20 protein-coding genes, 2 tRNA genes and 1 pseudogene are annotated in these 19,340 nt (G+C 70.6%); 5 read left to right on the top strand and 18 right to left on the bottom strand.

What is annotated here, in order from left to right; genetic code table 11:
- Window positions 1-4: 4 nt before the first annotated feature.
- The 5 genes and pseudogenes from ACFQBR_RS25025 to ACFQBR_RS25005 all read right to left on the bottom strand — a co-directional run bounded on the left by ACFQBR_RS25025 (window position 5) and on the right by ACFQBR_RS25005 (window position 2,755).
- Entirely contained in the window at window positions 5-1,117 is a 1,113-nt protein-coding gene (locus ACFQBR_RS25025; RefSeq protein WP_344183885.1) for a hypothetical protein, read from the bottom strand.
- 52 nt (window positions 1,118-1,169) lie between these two features.
- Entirely contained in the window at window positions 1,170-1,451 is a 282-nt protein-coding gene (locus ACFQBR_RS25020; RefSeq protein WP_344183884.1) for a hypothetical protein, read from the bottom strand.
- A 212-nt stretch (window positions 1,452-1,663) separates the two neighbouring features.
- Window positions 1,664-1,873: pseudogene (locus ACFQBR_RS25015) on the bottom strand (BldC family transcriptional regulator); the annotation flags it as partial.
- A 277-nt stretch (window positions 1,874-2,150) separates the two neighbouring features.
- Window positions 2,151-2,276, bottom strand: coding sequence for a hypothetical protein (locus ACFQBR_RS25010; RefSeq protein WP_344184937.1), 126 nt, complete (start codon window positions 2,274-2,276; stop codon window positions 2,151-2,153).
- The gene (locus ACFQBR_RS25005) at window positions 2,273-2,755 is read right to left on the bottom strand and encodes an ATP-binding protein (RefSeq protein ID WP_344184936.1); all 483 of its coding nucleotides are present in this window, start codon (window positions 2,753-2,755) and stop codon (window positions 2,273-2,275) included. Before ACFQBR_RS25005 ends, ACFQBR_RS25010 begins: the two co-directional genes overlap by 4 nt.
- Window positions 2,756-2,983: 228 nt before the next feature.
- Between ACFQBR_RS25005 and ACFQBR_RS25000 the strand changes: the two genes are divergently transcribed.
- Entirely contained in the window at window positions 2,984-3,862 is an 879-nt protein-coding gene (locus ACFQBR_RS25000; protein ID WP_378554576.1) for a helix-turn-helix domain-containing protein, read from the top strand.
- Window positions 3,859-4,038, top strand: coding sequence for a DUF397 domain-containing protein (locus ACFQBR_RS24995; protein ID WP_344184935.1), 180 nt, complete (start codon window positions 3,859-3,861; stop codon window positions 4,036-4,038). The genes ACFQBR_RS25000 and ACFQBR_RS24995 overlap by 4 nt, the downstream gene beginning before the upstream one ends.
- Window positions 4,039-4,207: 169 nt before the next feature.
- On the opposite strand, the gene ACFQBR_RS24990 is transcribed toward ACFQBR_RS24995, so the two are convergent.
- From ACFQBR_RS24990 to ACFQBR_RS24960, 7 genes are all read right to left on the bottom strand, one after another.
- The gene (locus ACFQBR_RS24990; RefSeq protein ID WP_344184934.1) at window positions 4,208-5,386 is read right to left on the bottom strand and encodes a methyltransferase domain-containing protein; all 1,179 of its coding nucleotides are present in this window, start codon (window positions 5,384-5,386) and stop codon (window positions 4,208-4,210) included.
- Window positions 5,383-6,333: an ATP-grasp ribosomal peptide maturase gene (tgmB, locus tag ACFQBR_RS24985; protein WP_344184933.1), complete on the bottom strand. Its 951-nt coding sequence runs from the start codon at window positions 6,331-6,333 to the stop codon at window positions 5,383-5,385. Before tgmB ends, ACFQBR_RS24990 begins: the two co-directional genes overlap by 4 nt.
- A gap of 25 nt (window positions 6,334-6,358) precedes the next feature.
- On the bottom strand, window positions 6,359-6,712 hold the full coding sequence (tgmA, locus tag ACFQBR_RS24980) for a putative ATP-grasp-modified RiPP (RefSeq protein ID WP_344184931.1): 354 nt from the start codon (window positions 6,710-6,712) through the stop codon (window positions 6,359-6,361).
- A 293-nt stretch (window positions 6,713-7,005) separates the two neighbouring features.
- Window positions 7,006-7,782, bottom strand: a complete 777-nt coding sequence (locus tag ACFQBR_RS24975) for a protein kinase (RefSeq protein ID WP_344184930.1) — start codon at window positions 7,780-7,782, stop codon at window positions 7,006-7,008.
- A gap of 7 nt (window positions 7,783-7,789) precedes the next feature.
- Entirely contained in the window at window positions 7,790-8,626 is an 837-nt protein-coding gene (locus ACFQBR_RS24970) for a radical SAM/SPASM domain-containing protein (protein ID WP_344184929.1), read from the bottom strand.
- A 167-nt stretch (window positions 8,627-8,793) separates the two neighbouring features.
- The gene (locus tag ACFQBR_RS24965) at window positions 8,794-9,930 is read right to left on the bottom strand and encodes a helix-turn-helix transcriptional regulator (protein ID WP_344184927.1); all 1,137 of its coding nucleotides are present in this window, start codon (window positions 9,928-9,930) and stop codon (window positions 8,794-8,796) included.
- Between the two features lie 113 nt (window positions 9,931-10,043).
- Window positions 10,044-10,235 (bottom strand): hypothetical protein, encoded by a 192-nt coding sequence (locus tag ACFQBR_RS24960; protein WP_344184926.1) that lies wholly within the window; start codon window positions 10,233-10,235, stop codon window positions 10,044-10,046.
- Between the two features lie 319 nt (window positions 10,236-10,554).
- Between ACFQBR_RS24960 and ACFQBR_RS24955 the strand changes: the two genes are divergently transcribed.
- Window positions 10,555-12,174: an alpha/beta hydrolase gene (locus ACFQBR_RS24955; protein WP_344184925.1), complete on the top strand. Its 1,620-nt coding sequence runs from the start codon at window positions 10,555-10,557 to the stop codon at window positions 12,172-12,174.
- A 278-nt stretch (window positions 12,175-12,452) separates the two neighbouring features.
- On the opposite strand, the gene ACFQBR_RS24950 is transcribed toward ACFQBR_RS24955, so the two are convergent.
- From ACFQBR_RS24950 to ACFQBR_RS24925, 6 genes are all read right to left on the bottom strand, one after another.
- On the bottom strand, window positions 12,453-13,037 hold the full coding sequence (locus tag ACFQBR_RS24950) for a septum formation family protein (RefSeq protein WP_267946201.1): 585 nt from the start codon (window positions 13,035-13,037) through the stop codon (window positions 12,453-12,455).
- A gap of 248 nt (window positions 13,038-13,285) precedes the next feature.
- Window positions 13,286-13,768, bottom strand: coding sequence for a septum formation family protein (locus ACFQBR_RS24945; protein WP_344184924.1), 483 nt, complete (start codon window positions 13,766-13,768; stop codon window positions 13,286-13,288).
- A gap of 433 nt (window positions 13,769-14,201) precedes the next feature.
- Window positions 14,202-14,274 (bottom strand) — tRNA-Lys (locus ACFQBR_RS24940).
- A 176-nt stretch (window positions 14,275-14,450) separates the two neighbouring features.
- A tRNA-Lys gene (locus ACFQBR_RS24935) sits at window positions 14,451-14,523 on the bottom strand.
- A gap of 138 nt (window positions 14,524-14,661) precedes the next feature.
- Window positions 14,662-14,847, bottom strand: a complete 186-nt coding sequence (locus ACFQBR_RS24930; protein ID WP_267946203.1) for a hypothetical protein — start codon at window positions 14,845-14,847, stop codon at window positions 14,662-14,664.
- Window positions 14,848-14,998: 151 nt separating this feature from the next.
- Window positions 14,999-16,924 (bottom strand): AfsR/SARP family transcriptional regulator, encoded by a 1,926-nt coding sequence (locus ACFQBR_RS24925; protein ID WP_378554559.1) that lies wholly within the window; start codon window positions 16,922-16,924, stop codon window positions 14,999-15,001.
- A 198-nt stretch (window positions 16,925-17,122) separates the two neighbouring features.
- Between ACFQBR_RS24925 and ACFQBR_RS24920 the strand changes: the two genes are divergently transcribed.
- Window positions 17,123-18,109 (top strand): MurR/RpiR family transcriptional regulator, encoded by a 987-nt coding sequence (locus ACFQBR_RS24920; protein ID WP_344178290.1) that lies wholly within the window; start codon window positions 17,123-17,125, stop codon window positions 18,107-18,109.
- A gap of 76 nt (window positions 18,110-18,185) precedes the next feature.
- Complete coding sequence (locus tag ACFQBR_RS24915; RefSeq protein WP_344178287.1) at window positions 18,186-19,184, top strand: N-acetylmuramic acid 6-phosphate etherase; 999 nt, start codon at window positions 18,186-18,188, stop codon at window positions 19,182-19,184.
- The last annotated feature ends 156 nt before the right edge of the window (window positions 19,185-19,340 follow it).

Raw genomic sequence — 19,340 nt, 5'->3', positions numbered from 1 at the left:
TTGATCACTGTCGGCGCACCGCTGAACAGGCCAGGAACTGTCCTAGCGGAGAGGTGATCTCGCGGTGGCACGAGCTGCCGATGATTTCCCATCCCGACGTCTGGAGGTAGTCGCGCGCCGGTGCGACCCCTTCCCGTACACAGTCCTGCTCCAGAGCGCGCACCCGTTCCCACTCCTCCGTCAGGCAGGCGCGCGAACGGAGGAGATCCAGGGCGACACGTCCCTCGTCGGTCAACACGATCGCTCCAGCGCGGGAAAGCAACCCGAGTAGGTGGCGTGCGGCGATGGCGTCGACCTGGGCATGGGGGCGAAGCAGCCAGGCCTCCCTCATCACCCGGTCTGCGACCAGCACGGAAGCCACGGCGAGTGCGTGCTCCGTCGAGGTGGACAGCAACATCAGCAGGGCGTCGAGATCGGCATGGAGTTCGCTGATCACCGCGGCAAGCCGTTTGCTTCGGGTGGGAAGGACCGTTTCCAGTGCCATCCCTTGGAGGTGACCGCGCTCGTGGGCCAGGAACGCCTCACGGCGCAGGCGCAGCAGGTCGGGGTCGTCGCCCAGGGTTCCGGGTTCGAGGAGCGGTACCACCGGGCGCAGGAGCGTTTGAAGCCGGGAAAGGAACACCACTCCGAAAGACTGGTGGGCAGGACGAATCGTGACGGACAACTGTTCAGGAAACAGGACGGCGCCGGCGCCCTCGCGGTAGGCCCGGGAGGCCGCGACCATATCCCCGAACATGAGCATCATTTGCCCGCTGTGCGGAGGGAAGTACGTCGGCATAGCGGCTGGACGAGACCGGAAAACGATGCTTTCCAGCCCGTAATGGCCAGGCCATGGGCCGCCCGGGACGGTCATTCTCGCGACCAGGACGTTGAGCACCGGTTCGGTGCAGGGTCTGAAACCATCCGCGATGGAGTTCGATCGTAGTTTGGTGAGCGGGAGGTCGTGGGCAGCGCGGAAGTCGCGCTCCGCCAGATCAGCCTGCCGGGTGAAGGGTTCGGGGGCTTTTTGAAGCAGAAGCAGGGTAGCGCTCTCCGAACAGCGGACACGGGGGGTGATGTTGTCGTCATCAGTGGCAGAGATGAGAGCGGATATCCATGCGGTCGAGTGGGGAGGCATTCTTGCTCCTGCACGAGCTGAGGGTACGGAGGCGAGGACGCACGGACCCGGCTCAGGTGGTCGTGCGCTGGCACCAGTGGCGGATCGCGATCCCGAGGTAGGCGGTGTCCTGGGCCTCGACGCGTTGGCGGGCGGCTTCCAGCCGGGCCTGGGCGGCGTCGAACTGCTGTTGGGCGGCAATCTGTTCCAGGCGGGCCAGACCTGCGGCGGCGTCGGCGGCGGCGCGTTCGCGTTCTTGCATGAGGCGGGGTGTGAGGCGTTCGGCGTGCTCGGTGTAGCGGGGCACGAGCGGGGTCCCGTCGCTGGCATGCGGAGGCCTGGGCCGGGCGGTCACCGGTGTCCTCCTTCCTGCGGGCCGGGCCCGATGCGGGCCCGGCTCTGTGCTGTCCAGGGCCCAGTGCGGGCGGGTCAGGACTGCGGTGTGGTCTTTCCGGTGCGCAGGGTCTCGATAAGGGTCGCCACGTGTCCGGCATCTCCCATCGCCCCGGTTTCCAGGGCCAGGGCGTGGACCGCTTCCAGGGCGCGGACAACCTCGGTGCTGCCCGTTCCGGCGTTCAGGGCGTGGGTGATCTGTGCCTTGGGGTAGCGGCGGTGCCCGCCCAGGGTTTTGACCGAGGCGAGTCGGCCGTCTTTTTCCCAGCGGGTGACGGTCTTGGGGTCCACGCGGAACAGGCGGGCGACTTCGCCGGGGGTGAGCAGGGCGTCGGCGGTCTCGACGAGTTCGGGCAGGGGTGCGGTGGGCACGTGGTTCTCCATCGGTGTCGTTCGTGTCGAGGGGCGGGGGTCGGGTCCGGTCCGGGGAAGTGCGACCGGACCCGACAGGGTGGGGCGGGGCCGCCGGCCCCCTTATGGCGGCGGCCCCGCGGCCCGGTGCGAACGCACCGGGCGGGGAACCTCCGGGCGGAACGATGCCGCCCGGAGGGGGTTCTCAGGGGGAGCGGCCCAAGGCCAGGGTGCGCACCACGTGCCGCATCTGCCGGGAGAGCCGGTCGGGGTCCGCGTACTTCAGCGGGGCCACCCGCGCGGGGCCGGTTTAGAAGGCCACCCACACGCGCAGCGAGTAGGACCACATCACCACCCAGTACGGGGCGTGGCGGCGGGCCAGGGCCTCGGCCAAATCCCGCTGGTCGCGGTCCAGCTCCGGTGTCCACCCGCTCACGGGTTCTCGACCACCGCACGCACCGTCAGCGGCCCCGCCCCGGCGCCCTTCCACGCCCACTCCCACTCCCAGTACACGGCCAGATGGTCCACCAGATGCAGGCCCGGAAGCGGGGCCTGCCGGGGATCGCCCAGACGCGGGTAGGGGATGACGGTGTCGCCCCGGGGACCGTTATCGGTCACGGCCACGCCGACCAGGAACGGGTTGACGTCGACGACCACCCGCACGGTCCCACCGGGGTCCCCCGAGCGGGAGTGTTTACGGGCGTTCGACACCAGGGCCTCGGCCACCAGGAAGACCGGTTTCCTCGCCCGGCGGGGGACCACGGTGGGCACCCAGGCGGCCAGGGCGGTACAGCCGCGCTCGTGGCCCAGGAGAATGCCGTGCCGGTGGGGCTCGCTGAACCCGATCCGGTGCGGGTACGGAACGCCGGCAGGGTCGAGGTCTGGATTCGGCGCTTCGGCGTCGGTATGCTGCATTCGTCTTCACCTCGGGGCTTTCGGGGTGGAGCACTATGCCTCGGCGGCCGCTCTCGACTTCGGCCGTCCGGGGCTTTTCTTGTGCCCGATATGCGAAGCTTTTCCACCTGTCCACCTGTGAACAGGGGAACGGAACCTGGACTGCGCCCCACCTGGGGGCAGAACAAATTCTTTGACTGCTTCATGACGAACCCTGCCAACGGTGCCGCCCCCTGGTCTACGCTTATCGTGGGGTTCGGTAAAGAATCCTTGAGCGGCGATGGAGCTAGATATTTGACCGAAGGGAATGACTTGAGCAGTAGTAACAGGAGTGCCGCCCTGCTTCGCTTCGGTCGTCTGATGAAGCAGCTGCGGACCAAAGCCAGCATGACTCAGCAAGAACTCTCCACAGCTTCCACCGTTGGCCAGAGCACCATCAGCGATGTGGAGCTGGGAAAGAAACGGACACAACGTGACTATGTTGTGCGGCTGGATGCTGCTCTTACCGCGCATGGGGTCCTCATTGGCGCGTGGGATGCCGCATTCGGTGACGGTGGAACTAGTGCCTATTTCCGAGAAGTGGCGGAGTTCGAGCAGACAGCAGTGGAGATCCGAGAGTTCGCTCTAGGCTTGGTTCCGGGTCTGCTTCAGGCCGAGCAGTACGTAAGAGCGGTCAGCGCTCTCGCCCGACCCAAGGCAGATCGGGAGAGCATCGACAAGATCGTCCAGGCCCGGAAGCAGCGGCAGGAGTTGCTCAAGCGTGAGCACCCACCAGCGTTCACTGCCCTGCTGGATGAGGCTGTGCTCCTCCGAGAGTTCCAAGACCCCCAGGTGATGATCACCCAGCTCGACTACCTGATCGCCCTGTCTCAGAAGCCGCGGCTGAGGGTCCAGGTTGTCCCCCTGAAGGCCGAAGGACATGCGGGTCTCGGCGGTTCGTTTACCCTGATGGAAGTCCCTGATACAGGTACGTTCGCCTATGTAGAGAGTCAGGAAACGGGCTTCGTGCTCAAGCAGCCGAACGTTGTGGCAAGCTACGACCGGACTTTCGCGGAGCTCCGGAGTGCTGCGCTGCCAGCCCCTGAGTCCCGCGCCAAACTGACAGAGATTCGAGGCACCCTCTCATGATGAGTGAAGACTGGAACAAGTCGTCGTACAGCAACGGCACCGGTGGGAACTGCGTGGAGGCGCGTGCAACTGGTCAGGGTGCAGCAGTGCGCGACACCCAGAACCGGGAGCTGGGCCACCTGGAGGCCCCGGCCCCGGAGTGGACCGCGCTGCTGGCGGCGGTGCGCGGCCGGTAGCACCCCCTCCCCCTGCACACGAAAAACCGACCCCCGCCAGATCAGTTGGCGGGGGTCGGTTTCGTGTTCAGCGGGTTCAGGCTATCTCGAACTCCGGACGCCCCGGCCCCTGCTCACCGCAGGCGCGTGTCCGGGGCGTCCACCCCAGGTGCGTGCCTATCAGCACCGGTCAGGTGCGAGGTTCCGGTGCCGGGAGCGGCCAGCGGTGAGCGCTGTCAGGCGACCTGAACCACACCCACTGGTCGGTGGCGGTGACGGTCGCGCCGAACGCGCTCCAGGACGGCCGTCCCTCACCCTCCCACCAGCGGTGCGTGTGATCCACCAGATTCCACAGTCGGCGCGGACCGCCCTGGACCACCCGGTGGCGTCCATCGACGGGACACGTCTCCACCTCCGCCCACGCCCCGTCAGCGCCCTCCAGAAACAACAGTTCGGTCCCGTCGTCGGCCTGGGAGACCACCGTGCGGGCATCGACGGTCGCGAGCTGGGCCACGAAGGAAGCCTCGGGCTGCGCCGTGAGGACCTTCGGGTCCAGGTCGGTCCATCCCGCTTCGCCGTCGTCGTCCACCGATACACGCTCCACCGGCCGATGCGTACGCGCGGGCATGAACCCCGCCCCCTGGGGAAGGAAGCGCCCCTGCGCGATGCCGTCTTCGACCCACAGGCACAGCACGGCGCCGCCGGTGCCTCCGGCGACGTTGACCAGGATCATCCCGCCCGGTGCGACCTGGTCGAGCCAGGCCGGGGGAACGTGGGTGAACGCCGTGGTCGAGGTGATCCGGTCATAGGGGGCACGCTCCGGGTAGCCCTGGTGCCCGTCGTGCTCGGCCACCACGGGCCGGTAGCCCTGCGAGGCCAGGGCCCGGGCCGCACCCGCGACGAGCCCGGGAGAGATGTCGATGCTCGTCACCCGCTCGTCGCCCAGGACCTCGCACAGCACCGCGGCGTTGTACCCCGACCCCACCCCGATCTCCAGCACCCGGGGGTTCGTTTCCAGGCCCAGCTCGCGCAGGTGCCGGGCCATCAGGCTCGGCATCGTGGAGGAGCTGGTCCACCGGCCCGTCCCGGAGCCGTCGGGCAGTGCCTCGGTGACCGGTTCGCCGTTGATCTCGATGATGAGGGTCTGGTCGGCGTAGACGTGCTCGGCCCATTCCTCGCGCTGCTCGGGCACAGCACGGTCCACGAGCCGGTAGCGGGTCCCCTGGCCTGTGTGGTCGAACAGGGCGAAAGCGGGAACGAACGCGCCCCGGTCCACGACCCGGAACGCCTCGGCGAGGACGGTCCCCTCCTCCAGCTCCCCGGCCCCGGTCAAACGGTCGACCAGCCCCGACAACGGATCAGTGATCACTGGCGCCCTTTCAAGAGTGTGGCGATGGACGCGGCGACAGGCAGCTCAACGGCATCGGCCAGCCACGCCCATTCGCCGTTGGGGTTGACCTCCAACAGCGTCCACGAACCGTTCGGGGAGACCACGAAGTCCGCCGCACCGTAGATCAACCCCATCGCTTTCATGTAGCGGCCCAGCCCCGCCCGGACGTCGGCCGGAACCTCGACGATCTCGTACCTGTGGGAGGCGTAGTCGGAGCGCCAGTCCACGTGCCCGGCTGCGGACCCGGCACGGATCGCCACCGCGAACAACTCACCGCCGACAATGACGACCCTCACCTCGTGATCCTTGGCCACCCATTCCTGGAAGCAGTGCGCGGTCAGCGACAATGACGGGTCGAGCAAGTCCTCCAGATCAGCAACCTGGTTGGCGTAGACGATACGAGTCCTGCCCTCCTCCACGTGGAAGGCCCCGCCCAGCGGCTTGTACACCACCGGACCGGAAAGCCCCTTCGCCCAGTTGTAGGCGTGTTCTGGCACATTCGTGATGAGAGTTCGGGGCACCGAGAGCCCGCATCGTCCGGCTGTGGCGAGCTGGACCGGTTTGTACTCGGCCGCACTCATCCTCTCGGGCCGGTTGATCCACAGGCAGTCCAGCGCCAGAAGCACACCGCCGAAGCCGATCCTGGCCTCACGGTAGGCCCAGCGCTGTTCAGGTCCGGACATGCCTTCCGACAACGTGAACTGGCCAGGTCGCCGGTAGTAGACACTGCGGACCGATTCCAGGTCCACACCGCGGAATGCGTCCTGGACCGTCCCTGCCCACGCCCCGTCTCCCAGTTCGGTGCTGACGGACGCCGAAACGGGGAAATCTCCGGGGTCCAACCGCACGATGGGTATCGCCTGCTCCTGGAGGTGACCGATCACCGGGTCGACGGTTCCGTCCTCGGCGCCGGTCAGCACGAGCACCGCTGCCCGCACTGCGGGAACGGCGTCAATCGGAGGTCGTCTCTTCGGAAGCCGGCCGAGAACTGTCGGGGTCCCCGGTGGTCTCCTTCGTTCCGGAGCTGCGCTTGCCGCGGGAGGGTTCACCCGTAGCGGCGTTCACGCCCTGCTGGATCGCCGGGTCGTAAACGTAGCGGTCTCCCTCACCGGCGACCTCGGGCCGCAACGGCGGCGTCACGGCGAAGCGCAGGCCCCACGGTCGGGTCGCCGAGGCACTGGCGCTCTCGGTGCTGGCGTTGAAGATGCTCACGGTCGGGTCCAGGGGGAAAGCGTCGCCGGTCCTGGCGATGCCAGCTCGGCTCTCTCCGTCCGGAGACTCCAGAAGCGCGGGGTGGGTGCTCATCGTGGATCTCTTCCTCGTGGGGGTGACGGGTCGGCGAGGAGCCCTCCCCGTCGGCCGCTCTGTGCGAGCACCGGTCCTTGTCCCGCTGAGACGCCTGGGGCCGCCCTTCAGCGCTCGACCTGCCCGGGAACACGGGGTGCTGTCACAGGCACGGTAGCCCGATGGACACGTTCTGTCAGGAACTTGGCACGATGCGGACACCAACTCTTCGACCAGGCCACCGGGTCGGGACCTCTCACGGATCTCGGCCACAGCACACCACCCCGAAGACCCAAGGACAGAGCCCAGAGCACCTATCGCGCGCCCAGGTGCTCCGCCCACGCCTCCGCAGCCACCAGCATCGCCTTCAACCACTCCTCCTCCGGCCGCATCTCGACCATCCACTCGTGCATGCGCACGTCGGCACGGGCGAACGCCTGCGCGCTCTCCGGCGAGGACGCCTTCCACGCCTCCAACTGCCCCACCCACCCCTCGGCGGACTCCGGGGAGTGGTGGGCGGAGACGAGTTGGACAGCCAGGTCCGTGGGCATGATGACCGGCGCCCCGTGCGTGGGCCACCCCCAGTCCAGGAGCCACGTCCCTCCCTCGGTGAGGAGGAAGTTGTGTCCGTGGACGTCGGTGTAGGTCAACGAGTCCCCGCGCAGAAGGGCCTTCTCCTCCTCGGTGGCGAACCGGTCCCACCGGGTCTCCTCCCACCCCCGGGCCACAGCGGGCAGAGGGATCTTCGAAACCCTGTTCAGGGCCTCCACGACCCGGACCAGGTCGGGTGAGCCCGGCCGGAAGTCGGCCGGCATGCCCTCGATGGCGTCGAAGCCCATCACGAACCAGTGCTCGTCCTCGGCCTGCCACCGCATCGTCGGGGTGACGTCCCGGACGAACGGGTTGATGGTCGCTTCCCGTTGGGCGGAGTCCAGGCGTCCGCCGGGCCGGTTCGGGACCCCTTTGACGAAGAACTCCCCCGCTTCGCCGCTGACAAGGGCTGTGGTGCTCCAGCCGAAACTCTTACCAGCGGGGCGGACCCGGCTGATGCCACCGGTGTGGGGGCGGATGAGGTCGGTGAACGGGATCATGGTGTCCTCAGTTGCGGGGGTCGCACACGCTTCCGGGGCCTCCGGGGGAGCACCAGTGGTCTGGTTCGCAGGTGATGATGGTGTGTTCGTCATCGTCGTCGTCCGGTCCCTTGGCTTCTTGGATGGCGGTCCGGGCGTTGCTCATGTCGGGGCCGGTCAGAATATCGGCCAACCCTGTCTGGTGGACGTTTCCCGCGCTCATCCATGTGGAGAACACGCACGGGGACACCGACCCGTCCGGGGCGACCGACGCCCGGTTGTCTCCGCACGCCCCGCACAGCCCGGAGCAGTCGGGTTCCTGGTCTTGGGCGCCGCGCCCGTAGGGGCGGACGTGGTCCACACCGATCCGGGTCACGCCGAGGGCTTCGAGTTCGGCCCGGGTCTCCTCCACGCCCACGCCGTCAGCGGTGACGATGCCGACCCGCGTCGGGACGCCCGTCCCCAGGGCCTTGACCAGGTTGCGGCGGGTGTGCCGGTGGGAGGCCGAACGCCCGGTCATGGCGTTGTGCCGGGCGGGGTCGGCCGAGTAGTACGAGGTGGCCAGCGACATGCCCGGCCGCTTCAGCATCCCCCACCAGGATGGGGAGAGATGGACCAAATTCGAGTACACCTCGACGTTCATCCCGGCGGCCAGGGCGCGGGCGGCGATCTCCAGGGCATCGGGGTGCAGGGTGGGCTCCCCTCCGATGAGCTGGACGTGGCGCACCCCGGTGTCGGCGGCCTGGTCGACGGTGCGCAGCCAGTCGTCCCGCGTCATGGTGCCGTGCCCGCCTTCGGGCCCGGATTCGTTGTAGCAGTGGGCGCATTCGAGCTGGCAGGCGCGGGTCAGGTCCAGCCACAGCATCCGCGGGGGAACAGGGGTACGGGGGTCCGATCTGGGTGAGCGCGATCGTCATCCGGAAGGTCCTCCTCACGAGGGGAGGCACCCCGCCGGGAGACGCCCGAACGGCGGTGACCTCTGCCTCTCACCCTGAAGGGCCGGGCATCCCCTGGGGAGTAGCAGAAGGGGTATCAACCCGTTGCCGTGTGGATCTCTTCCATCACCATCCGCAACGTCAACGAGTGCTTCTCCGGCGGGAGTGCGTCCAACGCGGCCTGCGCGTACCCCACCCCCGCCGAGTCGCCCTGGCGGGCCATCATCAACCCCCGGTGCATCTCCAGGTGCGTGCGAAACCGTGGCAGCGATGCGGGAAGATGCCGGTCCGCCTCGGCCTGGACCTCACCGGCCAGGCGTTCGTCACCCAACCGGGCCGCCAGGAGGGAAGCGAAGATGTTGAACCTCCGCCACGGGACGGCGTAGTCGGACTCCGCGTCGTCGGAACCGGCCTTGTCGAATACGCGCCGCCCCTCCTCGACCAGAGACAGGGCAGTCGCACGGTCACCGCGCAGAGCTGCGGCGTGGGCGCGGCCCATGACGGCGTTCACCATGCCCAGTGAGGGCCGCTCGTCCAACGCCATCGCCTGGGCCGCGAGGGTGTCCGCCATCCCGAGGGCCGCCCCTTCGTAGCCGAGCGCTATCGCGGCCCTGCCTCGCACCCACACGCGCACGTCACGGTCCCCGGACCGGTCGGCGAACCTGGCCGCATGGCGGTACCAGGAGACCGCTTTGAGCCCGTCCGAGCCCGGGAACGTCTTCGCGTACAGGGTGGCGAGCTTCGCGGCGACCACCCACGAACGCGGGGTCTCGACCTGCTGCTGCAACACGATCATGTCCGCGACCAGGCGCTTCTGGATCTCAGCGGCCCCCTGGGTCATGTAGTCGCGACCGTAGGTCTCGACCGCCCCGTCCCAGTCCTCGCCGGTGCGGGCCCGGTCGCCGAGTGCGGCCGCGAACCCGGCCTCGATGAGGTCGGCGGCGACGGCCGGGGCGATCGCGGTTCCGGTCAGGGAGGTGAGGAATCCGCGCCGGTTCACGGTGTCCTCCATGGTTTCCAGCGGTACTTGCAGCACGGTCGCCAGATGCCGCAGCCAGTACGGTTGCGGAGCGCAGTGGCCGTTTTCCCAGCGGGAGACGTACATCCGGGTGACCGTGTCGCCGCCGACCCGGGCAAGCTCCGATGCCAGACGGGACTGGGACCAGCCGAGCGCCGTGCGAAGTTCCCGGATCAGTCGGCCGACCTCGCCGGGGTGGGGGGATGAAGCAGACACAGGGCCCTGCCTCCCTGACATCGGGGGTTCAGGATAGACAGGGCCGGTGCTCCCATGGAGCTGTTCTGGGAACCGGTGCGAGGGGTGAAAGCAGGCGCCTCACCCATGCTCGCTCAGTGCTCGGCGCGGTTGAACTGCAGTCCCCCGGAGGCGCCGGGGTCTCCCCCGCCGAAGAGGATCGCGCCGACGACCTGCTGCGCGTAGGCGACGTGCGGGAGGTCTCCGAGGTCGTGGGCGGCGGCGGGCGCAGCGGACGCCCCCAGGACGACTGTGCTCAGGGCGAGGGCGGCGAAGGTACGGCGCATGGGTCTCCTCAGGGGCTTCGTGGTCGGTTCCGACACTCGCGTTGATCCCCCGCCCGGGAGCACAACAACCCTGTGACCTGCGAAGAAGAAAACCGCGGCGTCTCCCCGCCGCCGGATCGGGGTCGACCGGCGGGCCGACACCGTCGGCGCGGGACGTCACTGTCCGCATCCGGCCATGGGCCGGATCCATGACATTCGTCAATGTTGCACACGTACGTCCGGTTCGTACCGTGGTGCCTCCGAAGCACACGACCCCGTTCCCCCCGGAACGAGACCGAAAGCGGAGGCCACCCCTGTGCGCCGAGCACGCACGATCCCCTTGGCCGCGAGCGTCCTGACGGCCGCCCTCACCACCTCCCTCGCGGCGGCGTCGCCCGCCGCGGCCGACCCCGCCGCCCCCGCCCCCGCAGACACCGCCCTCGCGCAGTTCTACGACCAGGACGTCGCGTGGGCCCCCTGCACCGAGGCCGAACTCCCCGGCCTGGAGTGCGCCGACATCGAGGTCCCCCTCGACTACGCGGATCCCGGCGGCACGCGCATCACCGTGGCCGTCAGCCGCGGGACCGCCGACGACGCCGAACGGCGGCGCGGCATCCTCCTCACCAACCCCGGTGGCCCCGGAGGCCACGGGCGCGCCGTCCCCCTCTCCCTCGCGGACAACCCCGCAGCCGGCTGGGCCCTCGGGGACACGCGTGCGGCCGAGGTGTACGACATCATCGGCATGGACCCCCGCGGCACCGGCGCGTCCTCACCCCGCGTGGACTGCGGTGCCGGCCCCCTGCCCTTCTTCACGCGCCCGACCGACGCCGAGTTCTCCGCCATGACCAGGGCCGCGGTCGACTACCAGCGCACCTGCGAGCGCACCCAGGGCGACCTGCTCCCGCACATGAGCACCGCGAACACCGCCCGGGACATGGACGTCATCCGCGCCGCGCTGGGCGAGGAGAAGCTCAACTACCTCGGCGGCTCCTACGGCACGTACCTGGGCGCGGTGTACGGCACCCTCTTCCCCGAGCGGATGGACCGCAGCGTCCTGGACTCCGCCACCCGCCCCGAGGGCGTGTCGCGCGACGCCCTCATGGGCCAGGCCCCGGCCTTCAGCGCCAACATGGACCGGTACGCGGCCTGGCTCGCCGAGCACGACGACCTGTACGGCTTCGGTACCACCGCGGACGACGTGCGGGAGACGCTCGACGCCACCTCCGCGCGGCTCCGGGAGGAGCCGCTCGGCGAGGACTCCCCCATGCCGGGGTACGAGAACAACTTCTTCGACATGGACATCGGCTTCCACGCGCGGTTCCAGGCCTCATGGGACGCGTTCGCCTCGTTCCAGTGGTTCCTCGTCAACGACGAGCCGCTGCCCGAGGGGTACGAAACCCTGAGCATCGCCTACAGCCCTGTGGTGGGCGACACCTTCACGCCGGACCTCCAGACCGCGGTCCTGTGCGAGACGGAGTGGCCCGGCCGGCTCAGCGTGTACCGGGAGGACAGCCGCGTGTACCGGGAGGAGCACCCCTACGGGAGCGGCGCGGGGTGGGCCTCCCCCCACCCGTGCGCCTTCAGCACCGTCGACCGGCCCGAACCCGCGGTCGACGCCGAGCGCGACGGCTACCCGCGGGGCCTGGTCATCGCCGGTGAGCTGGACGCCAACACCCCCTACGAGGACGGCGTGGCCATGGCCGAACGCCTGGACAACCCGCTGGTCACGGTGGCCGGGGACGGCGGGCACGGCTTCTACCACTCCTTCGGCCTGCCGTGCGTGAGGGACGCCGTGGACGCCTACCTGGTGGACGGCGAGGCCCCGGCCGACGTCACCTGCCAGGGCCTTCCGCCCGCGGAACCGGCCCCGGCGGCCGAGACCGCCGAGGCGTTCGCGCAGGAACCGGCCGAGCCCGTCGCCCCGCTGCTCCTGCCCGCCACGGGCGGCTCCGGGGTCTGACCGGGAACCGGTCCGGGGAGGGGACGACCTGAGCCCCTCCCCCGGAGAACGCGAACGGCCCGCACCGTGCGGTGCGGGCCGTTCGTCATGCGGTGCGGACCGGGACCGGTAGGGCCGGGTCCCGTGCTCGTCGTGCGCCTGCCGGAGGCATGTCCGGGGCCGCGGACGAGGTCCGCCGGGAAGGATCCTGTGCTTGTCGCGGGGTTCGTCGCAGTTGCCCGCGACAAGGACAGGAGCCGGGTCGTGCCGCCGGACCGGAGCGCTGTCCGGTCCCGGCGCTAGTACGCGGCGCCCGCGAGGGTGCCCTCGACCTGGCCGGCCATGTCGTAGGCCAGGCAGAGGACCTCGCGGTCGCCCAGGTTCCAGCCCTCCTCGACGGGGTACAGCGGCGTGTAGTCGATGCCGGACTCGGCGTAGGCCATGCCCACCCAGGCGTCGAAGGCGTCGAGGCAGATGGTGTTGGCGGCCTCCTGGACGGCGGTGTCGCCCGGGTAGTCGCCCGACTCCGCGATGTCCTCCACGTGGTAGACCTCGTAGTCGTGGGGCTCTGCGCAGTCGATGATGGGAACCTCGGAGATCTGGTCGTCCGTGTTCTGCGTCATCTCGTTCAGGCAGTCGCCCAGACCGACGTTGAAGACGTCCGTGTCGGAGGCGCCGGCGGGCTCCTCGGACTCCACGGGCTCCGGGGCGGGGGTCTCGGGGGTCTCGCTGGTCTCGACCGGTTCGGGGGAGACCTCGGCCCCGCCGGTGAGGGCGGGGGGCAGCAGGGGAAGCTGGCCACATGCGGAGAGGGACAGCGAGGCGCCGACGGCCAGGATCCCGATAGTGATGCGGCCGAGCAGCGGGCGGCGCGTTGCGGACATGAGTAGTACTCCACCAGTTCGAGGGTTGCTTGCTACCGACTTGGGGGAGGGTCGGCGACATGTATCAAGATGCACGTGACACGGAGAAGGTTTCAGCCCAAGAAGGGGCGAATCAGAATTTTTAGATTCTCCGGTCGCGACGTGCTCTCCATCGCCGCAGGTGAACAGCGGCGCGGGGTGGCGCGGGCTGGGGCAGGGCCCGTCACCGGAGGTGCGCGGTACTCGCGGGTCCAGCGGGTCCAGCGGGTCTAGCGGTTGGCGCCGGAGAGGGTGCCGGTGACCATCTCACCGCTGGTGGTCAGGTAGCAGGCGACCTCGCGGTCGTCCATCTGGTTCCAGCTCTCCTCGGTCGGGAAGAGCGCGCCGGCGTAGATCTCGGACTCGTCGTAGGAGACGCCGACGAAGTCGGTGAAGTTGTCCCCGTAGCAGATCTCCTCCGTGGAGGCGTTGACCGACTCCGTGCCCGGGAAGTCGCCCTCGGGCAGGTCCTCGGTGTAGTAGACCTCGGCGTCGTGCTCCTCGGCGCAGTCGACCAGGGGGACGTCGCTGACCTCGCCCGTGGCGAAGGCCGCGTCCATCTCGGACTCGACGAAGCAGTCGCCGACGCTGATGTCGAAGACGTTGCCGCCGCCGATGAGGGAGGTGATGGCGCCGCAGCCGCTGAGGGCGAGGACGGAGCCGAGGGCGAGCGCGGACAGACCGGTGGCGCGCAGGACGGGGGAAACAGACATGGGGATTCTCCGGGGTTGGTACAAGGGGTTCTTGCCTCTCCGAGAGAGGCGGCAGAAACGCAACATTTCCCCACCAGGGGATTTATGTCAATCTCATTAGGGAGGTCACCCCATGAGGCCGAACGGTCACGATGCGCACTGCCTGAGCTGCGATGCCGTAGACCCAAGGGGATCTCGGGCACCGAACGCAGGAGACCATCCGGCTACGACAGTTCGAGGTGCCGCACATCACCACCGACCGCTACCGGAAGCGGCGAACGACCCCCCGAAAGGGACGCCGTTCCGCACGGGACGCCAAGGGCACAGAATGCGTCAGCGCGAATTCGGGGAGTAGGGAAAGGAGGACGCGAAAAACAGGGAAAGGGCGATCGGCGAATTCGGTCCCGGGAAAGCACGAGACCCCGATCGAAATCGATCGGGGTCTCGGATCGTGTGCGTCATCAGGGACTTGAACCCCGAACCCGCTGATTAAGAGTCAGCTGCTCTGCCAATTGAGCTAATGACGCCTGTCGTCCCGCGCGGGCTCTCGCCCTCGTTGCGACGGATTGAACTCTACCGGAACCGTGGAGCACTCCGCGCCTCCGAGGCCCCGATGTGGGGCACACCACCCGGCGGAGCCGGGGACCTCGGAAGCGGTCGGCCCCGGCGGGAGGTGATGCCTCCCGCCGGGGCCGACCCGCTGTGCGTCATCAGGGACTTGAACCCCGAACCCGCTGATTAAGAGTCAGCTGCTCTGCCAATTGAGCTAATGACGCCCGCCGCTCCCGGGTGCCGGACCGTGGCCCGTACCCCCTGGCGACGTCGTTAACTCTAGCAGGACCGCGGGGCGGTCGCGAACCGGTTCCGGACCGACCGGCGGGTCCGCCCCGTGCCGCCAGAGCCCGACAGGGGTCCTAGGAGAAGGCCAGGACCAGCGCGACGACCACCGCGATCGCCAGGACCACGCCGACGCCCGCCAGCACCAGCGGCAGGATCGGGCGGCGCGCGGGCTCCTCGGGCTCCGGGTTCTCGTCGACGAAGCGGCGGAAGTGCTGGGTGTTGCCCGCCGGGTCCAGGTTGGGATCATTGTTCTGTGTCATGGGGTTGACACTAGCGACTCGTGCGACCCCAGCGGACCCCCGTAGACAAATCCGACCGATTTCACCACCGGTGCTTGGTTTTCCGTTCGCGCCGCGTCCACGGGCCGCCACGCTCCGCCCACCTCCCGGCCAACCGCAGGGCGGGCAGTCCTCATCCGGGTGAAAGCCGAACGTAAGACGCCTGTCCCACACTTGTGCCGGGCGGGTCCGCTCCGACCGGTACTTCCCCGCGGCCGTGGCGGCCCGTCCCGGGCCCGGTACGCAGCACGGCGGCCATCCGGGCCGTGGGAGTGACGCCGCGTGCCGGGTCCGCCTCCTCCAGGCTCCGCACCAGCTCCGAGCCGGAGGCGTGCGGGTTGGTGTCGAACCAGGCCACGGCCATCCGCAGCGGCAGCGGCAGGTATCCCGCCAGGTGGGCGAGGCGCCGCAGCACCGTCTCCCGGCACCGGTCCGCACCGATCTGCGAGCGGAGCAGTTCGACGGCGGCCCCCGGCGGCAGCGCCCCCACCGGGAGCGCGCGGAGCCCGTCGCGCACCAGCAGGTCGGTCAGCCAGTTCCGGCTGGTGACCACCGCGGCGCAACCGGCGCCGCCGGGCAGCAGGGGCCGCACCTGGCGGCTGGTGGTCGCGTTGTCCAGGATCAGCAGGACGCGTCTGCGCGCCAGGAGCGTGCGGACGCGGGCCGCGGCGTCCTCGGCGTCCAGGATGCCCGTGCCGTGCCACCCCGAGGACAGGGAGCGCACCAGCCGGCGCAGGACCTCGGCCGTGTCGCGCGGGGAGCCGTCGCCGTCGCGCAGGTTGACGTACAGCTGGCCGTCCGGGAAGTGCGGCGCCACCGCGTGCGCCCAGCGCAGCGCCAGGGCGCTGCTCCCCGCCCCGGCCGGGCCGCGCACGAGCACGCTGCCGGGGGTGCCCCCGCGCGGGTCGACGAGCCGGTCGAGTTCGGCCATGGCCCCGTCGCGCCCCACCAGGACGGCGGGGGCGGAGGGCAGCTCGGAGGGCGTGACGGAGCCGGGCACCCTGGCGGGGGGCCGGACCGGATCGGGCGCCGGCTCCTCCGCCCGGACGCACCGGCCCGCGGGTCCCCCCGGGTCCGCGTCCGCGCCGGCGCAGGCGCCGGTGTCCCCCGCGGGCGCCCCCGCTCCGCGGACCAGGGCCCTCTGGCGCGGGATGCGCGCGAGGGGGTCGCGGTGCGCGTCGTGCCCCGGGGGCCGCGCGGGCCCGTGCTCCGACGGGGGGTCCAGGTCCCCTCGCAGGATGCCGTGGAAGGTCTCCTGGAGTTCGCGTCCCGGGTCGGCGCCGAGGCGCTCGACCAGGGCGTCGCGGGTGCGCGCGTACACGCGCAGGGCCTCGCTGGGACGGCCGCTGCGGTAGAGGGCGATCATCTGGACGCGGATGAGGGGCTCGCGCTCGGGGTGGTCGGTGGCGATCGGCCGGATCTGGTCGGCCACCCGCTCGTGGTCTCCGCGCGCCAGGGCCCCGCCGAAGCCCTCCTCCGCGGCGCGCAGCAGCTCCTCGGTGAGGGGCGGCACGTCGCGGGAGTGCAGGACGGGGCTGGCCACGTCGGCCAGGACCGGGCCGCGCCACAGGCCCAGGGCCCGGATGAGGAGTTCGGTGCGGGCCCCGCGGTCGCCCCGCGCCGCGGCGTCGGCCGCGCTCCCGACCAGTGCCCGGAAGCGCAGGAGGTCGGACTGCTCCTCGGCGAGGTCGATGCGGTAGCCGCCGTTCCCGCCGCGGATGAGCGGCGTGCCGCAGTGGTGCTCGAACAGCGCGCGGGCACGGGCGACGTGGACCTGGAGGGCGCTGCGGTTGGCCTGGGTGGGCGGGGCGTCCCAGATCCGCTCGACGAGGTGGGCGGTGGGGACGGTGCTCCCCGCGTTGAGGAGGAGCGAGGCGAGCAGGGCGCGGCGCTTGTCCCCGCGCAGGTTCAGCGGAACCCCTGCGACCTCGACGCCGAACTGCCCCAGCAGCCCGACGTGGAGCCCCCCGGCCCCGCGGTCGACCGGCCGCGTGCCGGCCGTCGCGCCGGTCCCGGCGGCCGATCCGGACCGCCGTCCTTCCGAGTCGCTCGGCGACACGGCACCATCCCCCCTGGCGGGTTGCGCGCGTGACGGATGAACCGCGACGCCCCCGCCCCCAGGGTGCCGCCTGAGCTGGGATCCCGCAATCGGAGGGTGGATACTTGCTGCCGCGACCGTCCCTTGAAATCCTTGATTCTCCCGCTTTTTCCCTCCACTGCGTTGACTCTGCACCACGACCGAAAGAAACTTTCCTCCATGGCGCAAATTCCGAAGCCTTCGGGCGACCTACCGGAGACCGGGGCGCTCTCCGTCTCGCCCGTCCCCACGACGGTGCTCCGCATACGGTCGCTCCTGCCCTCCCTCGCGCCCGCCGAGCGGCGGGTCGCCCAGCGCGTCATCGACGACCCCGAGAGGGCCGCGGCCTCCTCCATCACCCAGCTCGCCAAGGACTGCGCCACCTCCGAGGCGACGGTGATCCGGTTCTGCCGCACCATCGACTTCAGCGGGTACCGGGAGCTGCGCCTGGCGCTGGCCACGGAGGCCGGGCAGGCCCGCGGCGCCCGCTCCGGCTCCCCCGAGCTGTCCAGCGACATCAACCCCGACGACACGCTCGTCACGGTGGTCCAGAAGATCGCCTACACCGACGCGCGCGCCGTCGAGGAGACCGGGGCGGCCCTGGACGTGGACGTCCTGCGCACGGTCATCGACACGATGGCGAGCGCGCGGCGCATCGACGTGTACGGGGTGGGGGCGAGCGCGTTCGTCGGCGCCGACCTCCAGCAGAAGCTGCACCGGATCGGGATGACCTCGTTCGCGTGGTCCGACGCGCACGTCATGCTCACCAGCGCCGCCCTCCTCGACGAGCGGGACGTCGCCATCGGCATCTCCCACTCCGGTTCGACCATCGACACGGTCCAGGCGCTGACCGAGGCGGGCAGGCGAGGGGCGCGGACCGTCGCCATCACCAACTTCCCCCGGTCCGCGATCGGGTTCGCCGACCACGTGCTGACCACGGCGGCGCGGGAGACCACGTTCCGGTCCGGGGCGACCGCGAGCAGGCTCGCCCAGCTGACCGTCGTGGACTGCCTGTTCGTGGGCCTGGCCCAGAGCCGCTACACCGACAGCCGCACCGCGTTGGAGACCACCTTCGAGGCTGTGCGGGGCCTGCGGATCAACGACGACCGCAGACGCCGCCGGGGGGACTCCCCCGGCGGCAGGAGCACCGACGGAAACGACGACTGACCGGCGCGCGTCCGGCCCCGTCGCCCGGTTTCCCGGCGGTGGGCCGGGTGCGGCCCTACGGAAAGGAACGGCACGGGTGCGGACCGAACAGGAGAGCGCGGTACACGGCGGCGGGGAAGACGTCCCCCGGCCCCCCGGCGACCCGGAGGGCGGTGGGGCCGTGATCGTGCGCGCCCCCACCGAGGAGCGCAACTCCGGCACGTACGACATCGACCTGCTCCCGGCGCTCGACATCCTGCGGCAGATCAACGCCGAGGACACCACGGTCCCCGCGGCCGTGGGCGCGGTCCTGCCCGAGCTGGCGCGGGCCGTGGAGCTGGGGGTGGCCGCCCTGGAGGGCGGGGCGGCCATCCACTACTTCGGCGCGGGCACCTCGGGGCGGATCGCCGCGCAGGACGCCGCCGAGCTGCCGCCGACGTACGGCGTGCCCGCCGAGTGGGTGGTGGCGCACCACGCGGGCGGCGGCGAGGCGCTGGCACGGGCCGTGGAGGGGATCGAGGACGACTGGGAGTCCGGCCGGATCGACGCCGCGGGCGTGTCCGAGGGCTCCCTCGTGGTGGGGCTGGCCGCGAGCGGCCGCACCCCGTACGTGGGGGGAGCCCTGGAGGCGGCCAGGGAGCGCGGGGCGTCGACGGTGCTGATCAGCGCGAACCCCGGGGCGTCGCTCGCCTCGGCCGCGGACGTGCACGTGGGCGTCTCCACGGGCGCGGAGGTGATCGCCGGGTCCACGCGCATGAAGGCCGGCACGGCGCAGAAGCTCGCCCTGAACGCGTTCTCCACCGCGGTGATGGTGCGCATGGGCCGGACGTTCTCGAACCTGATGGTGGGCGTGGACGCCACCAACGGCAAGCTGCGGGGCCGGGTGGTGACCATCCTGACGCAGGCCACCGGCCTGGGCGAGGAGGCGTGCGCGGAGGCCCTCAACGCCGCCGACGGCGACACCCGGGTGGCGCTCGTGTCGCTCCTGGCCGACGTGGACGCGGCCGGTGCCGCGCGGGCCCTGGGCTCGTCGAAGGGGCGGGTGCGCGACGCCCTCGGGAAACTGGGGGTGCCGGGCCCCGTCACCCCGGAGTAGGCCGGGAGCGGCCCGCGGCCGTCCCGGCGGGACGGCCGCGGGCCCGGAGCCGGGTCCGAGGTCCCGGAGCCGGGGTCCCGAGGTCGGGGTCCGGTGTCCCGGGACCACGGGCGCGGGCCCGGAGCCGGGTCCGAGGTCCCGGAGCCGGGGTCCCGG

Origin of the sequence: Nocardiopsis tropica (assembly GCF_042660575.1) — a bacterium.
In the GTDB taxonomy this organism is placed as follows: domain Bacteria; phylum Actinomycetota; class Actinomycetes; order Streptosporangiales; family Streptosporangiaceae; genus Nocardiopsis; species Nocardiopsis tropica.
The sequence above is the reverse complement of the archived record's forward strand: the minus strand, read 5'-3'. Positions and strand labels throughout refer to the sequence as shown.

Excerpts from the sequence above, each read along its gene's own strand:
- ACFQBR_RS24930 (WP_267946203.1), bottom strand. The coding sequence starts at position 14,847 with ATGACACAGAACAATGATCCCAACCTGGACCCGGCGGGCAACACCCAG.
- ACFQBR_RS24960 (WP_344184926.1), bottom strand. The coding sequence starts at position 10,235 with ATGCGCCGTACCTTCGCCGCCCTCGCCCTGAGCACAGTCGTCCTGGGG.
- ACFQBR_RS25025 (WP_344183885.1), bottom strand. The coding sequence starts at position 1,117 with ATGCCTCCCCACTCGACCGCATGGATATCCGCTCTCATCTCTGCCACT.
- ACFQBR_RS24945 (WP_344184924.1), bottom strand. The coding sequence starts at position 13,768 with ATGTCTGTTTCCCCCGTCCTGCGCGCCACCGGTCTGTCCGCGCTCGCC.
- ACFQBR_RS24920 (WP_344178290.1), top strand. The coding sequence starts at position 17,123 with ATGGCGCAAATTCCGAAGCCTTCGGGCGACCTACCGGAGACCGGGGCG.
- ACFQBR_RS24950 (WP_267946201.1), bottom strand. The coding sequence starts at position 13,037 with ATGTCCGCAACGCGCCGCCCGCTGCTCGGCCGCATCACTATCGGGATC.
- ACFQBR_RS24975 (WP_344184930.1), bottom strand. The coding sequence starts at position 7,782 with ATGATCCCGTTCACCGACCTCATCCGCCCCCACACCGGTGGCATCAGC.
- ACFQBR_RS24970 (WP_344184929.1), bottom strand. The coding sequence starts at position 8,626 with ATGCTGTGGCTGGACCTGACCCGCGCCTGCCAGCTCGAATGCGCCCAC.
- ACFQBR_RS24995 (WP_344184935.1), top strand. The coding sequence starts at position 3,859 with ATGATGAGTGAAGACTGGAACAAGTCGTCGTACAGCAACGGCACCGGT.
- tgmA (WP_344184931.1), bottom strand. The coding sequence starts at position 6,712 with ATGAGCACCCACCCCGCGCTTCTGGAGTCTCCGGACGGAGAGAGCCGA.
- ACFQBR_RS25005 (WP_344184936.1), bottom strand. The coding sequence starts at position 2,755 with ATGCAGCATACCGACGCCGAAGCGCCGAATCCAGACCTCGACCCTGCC.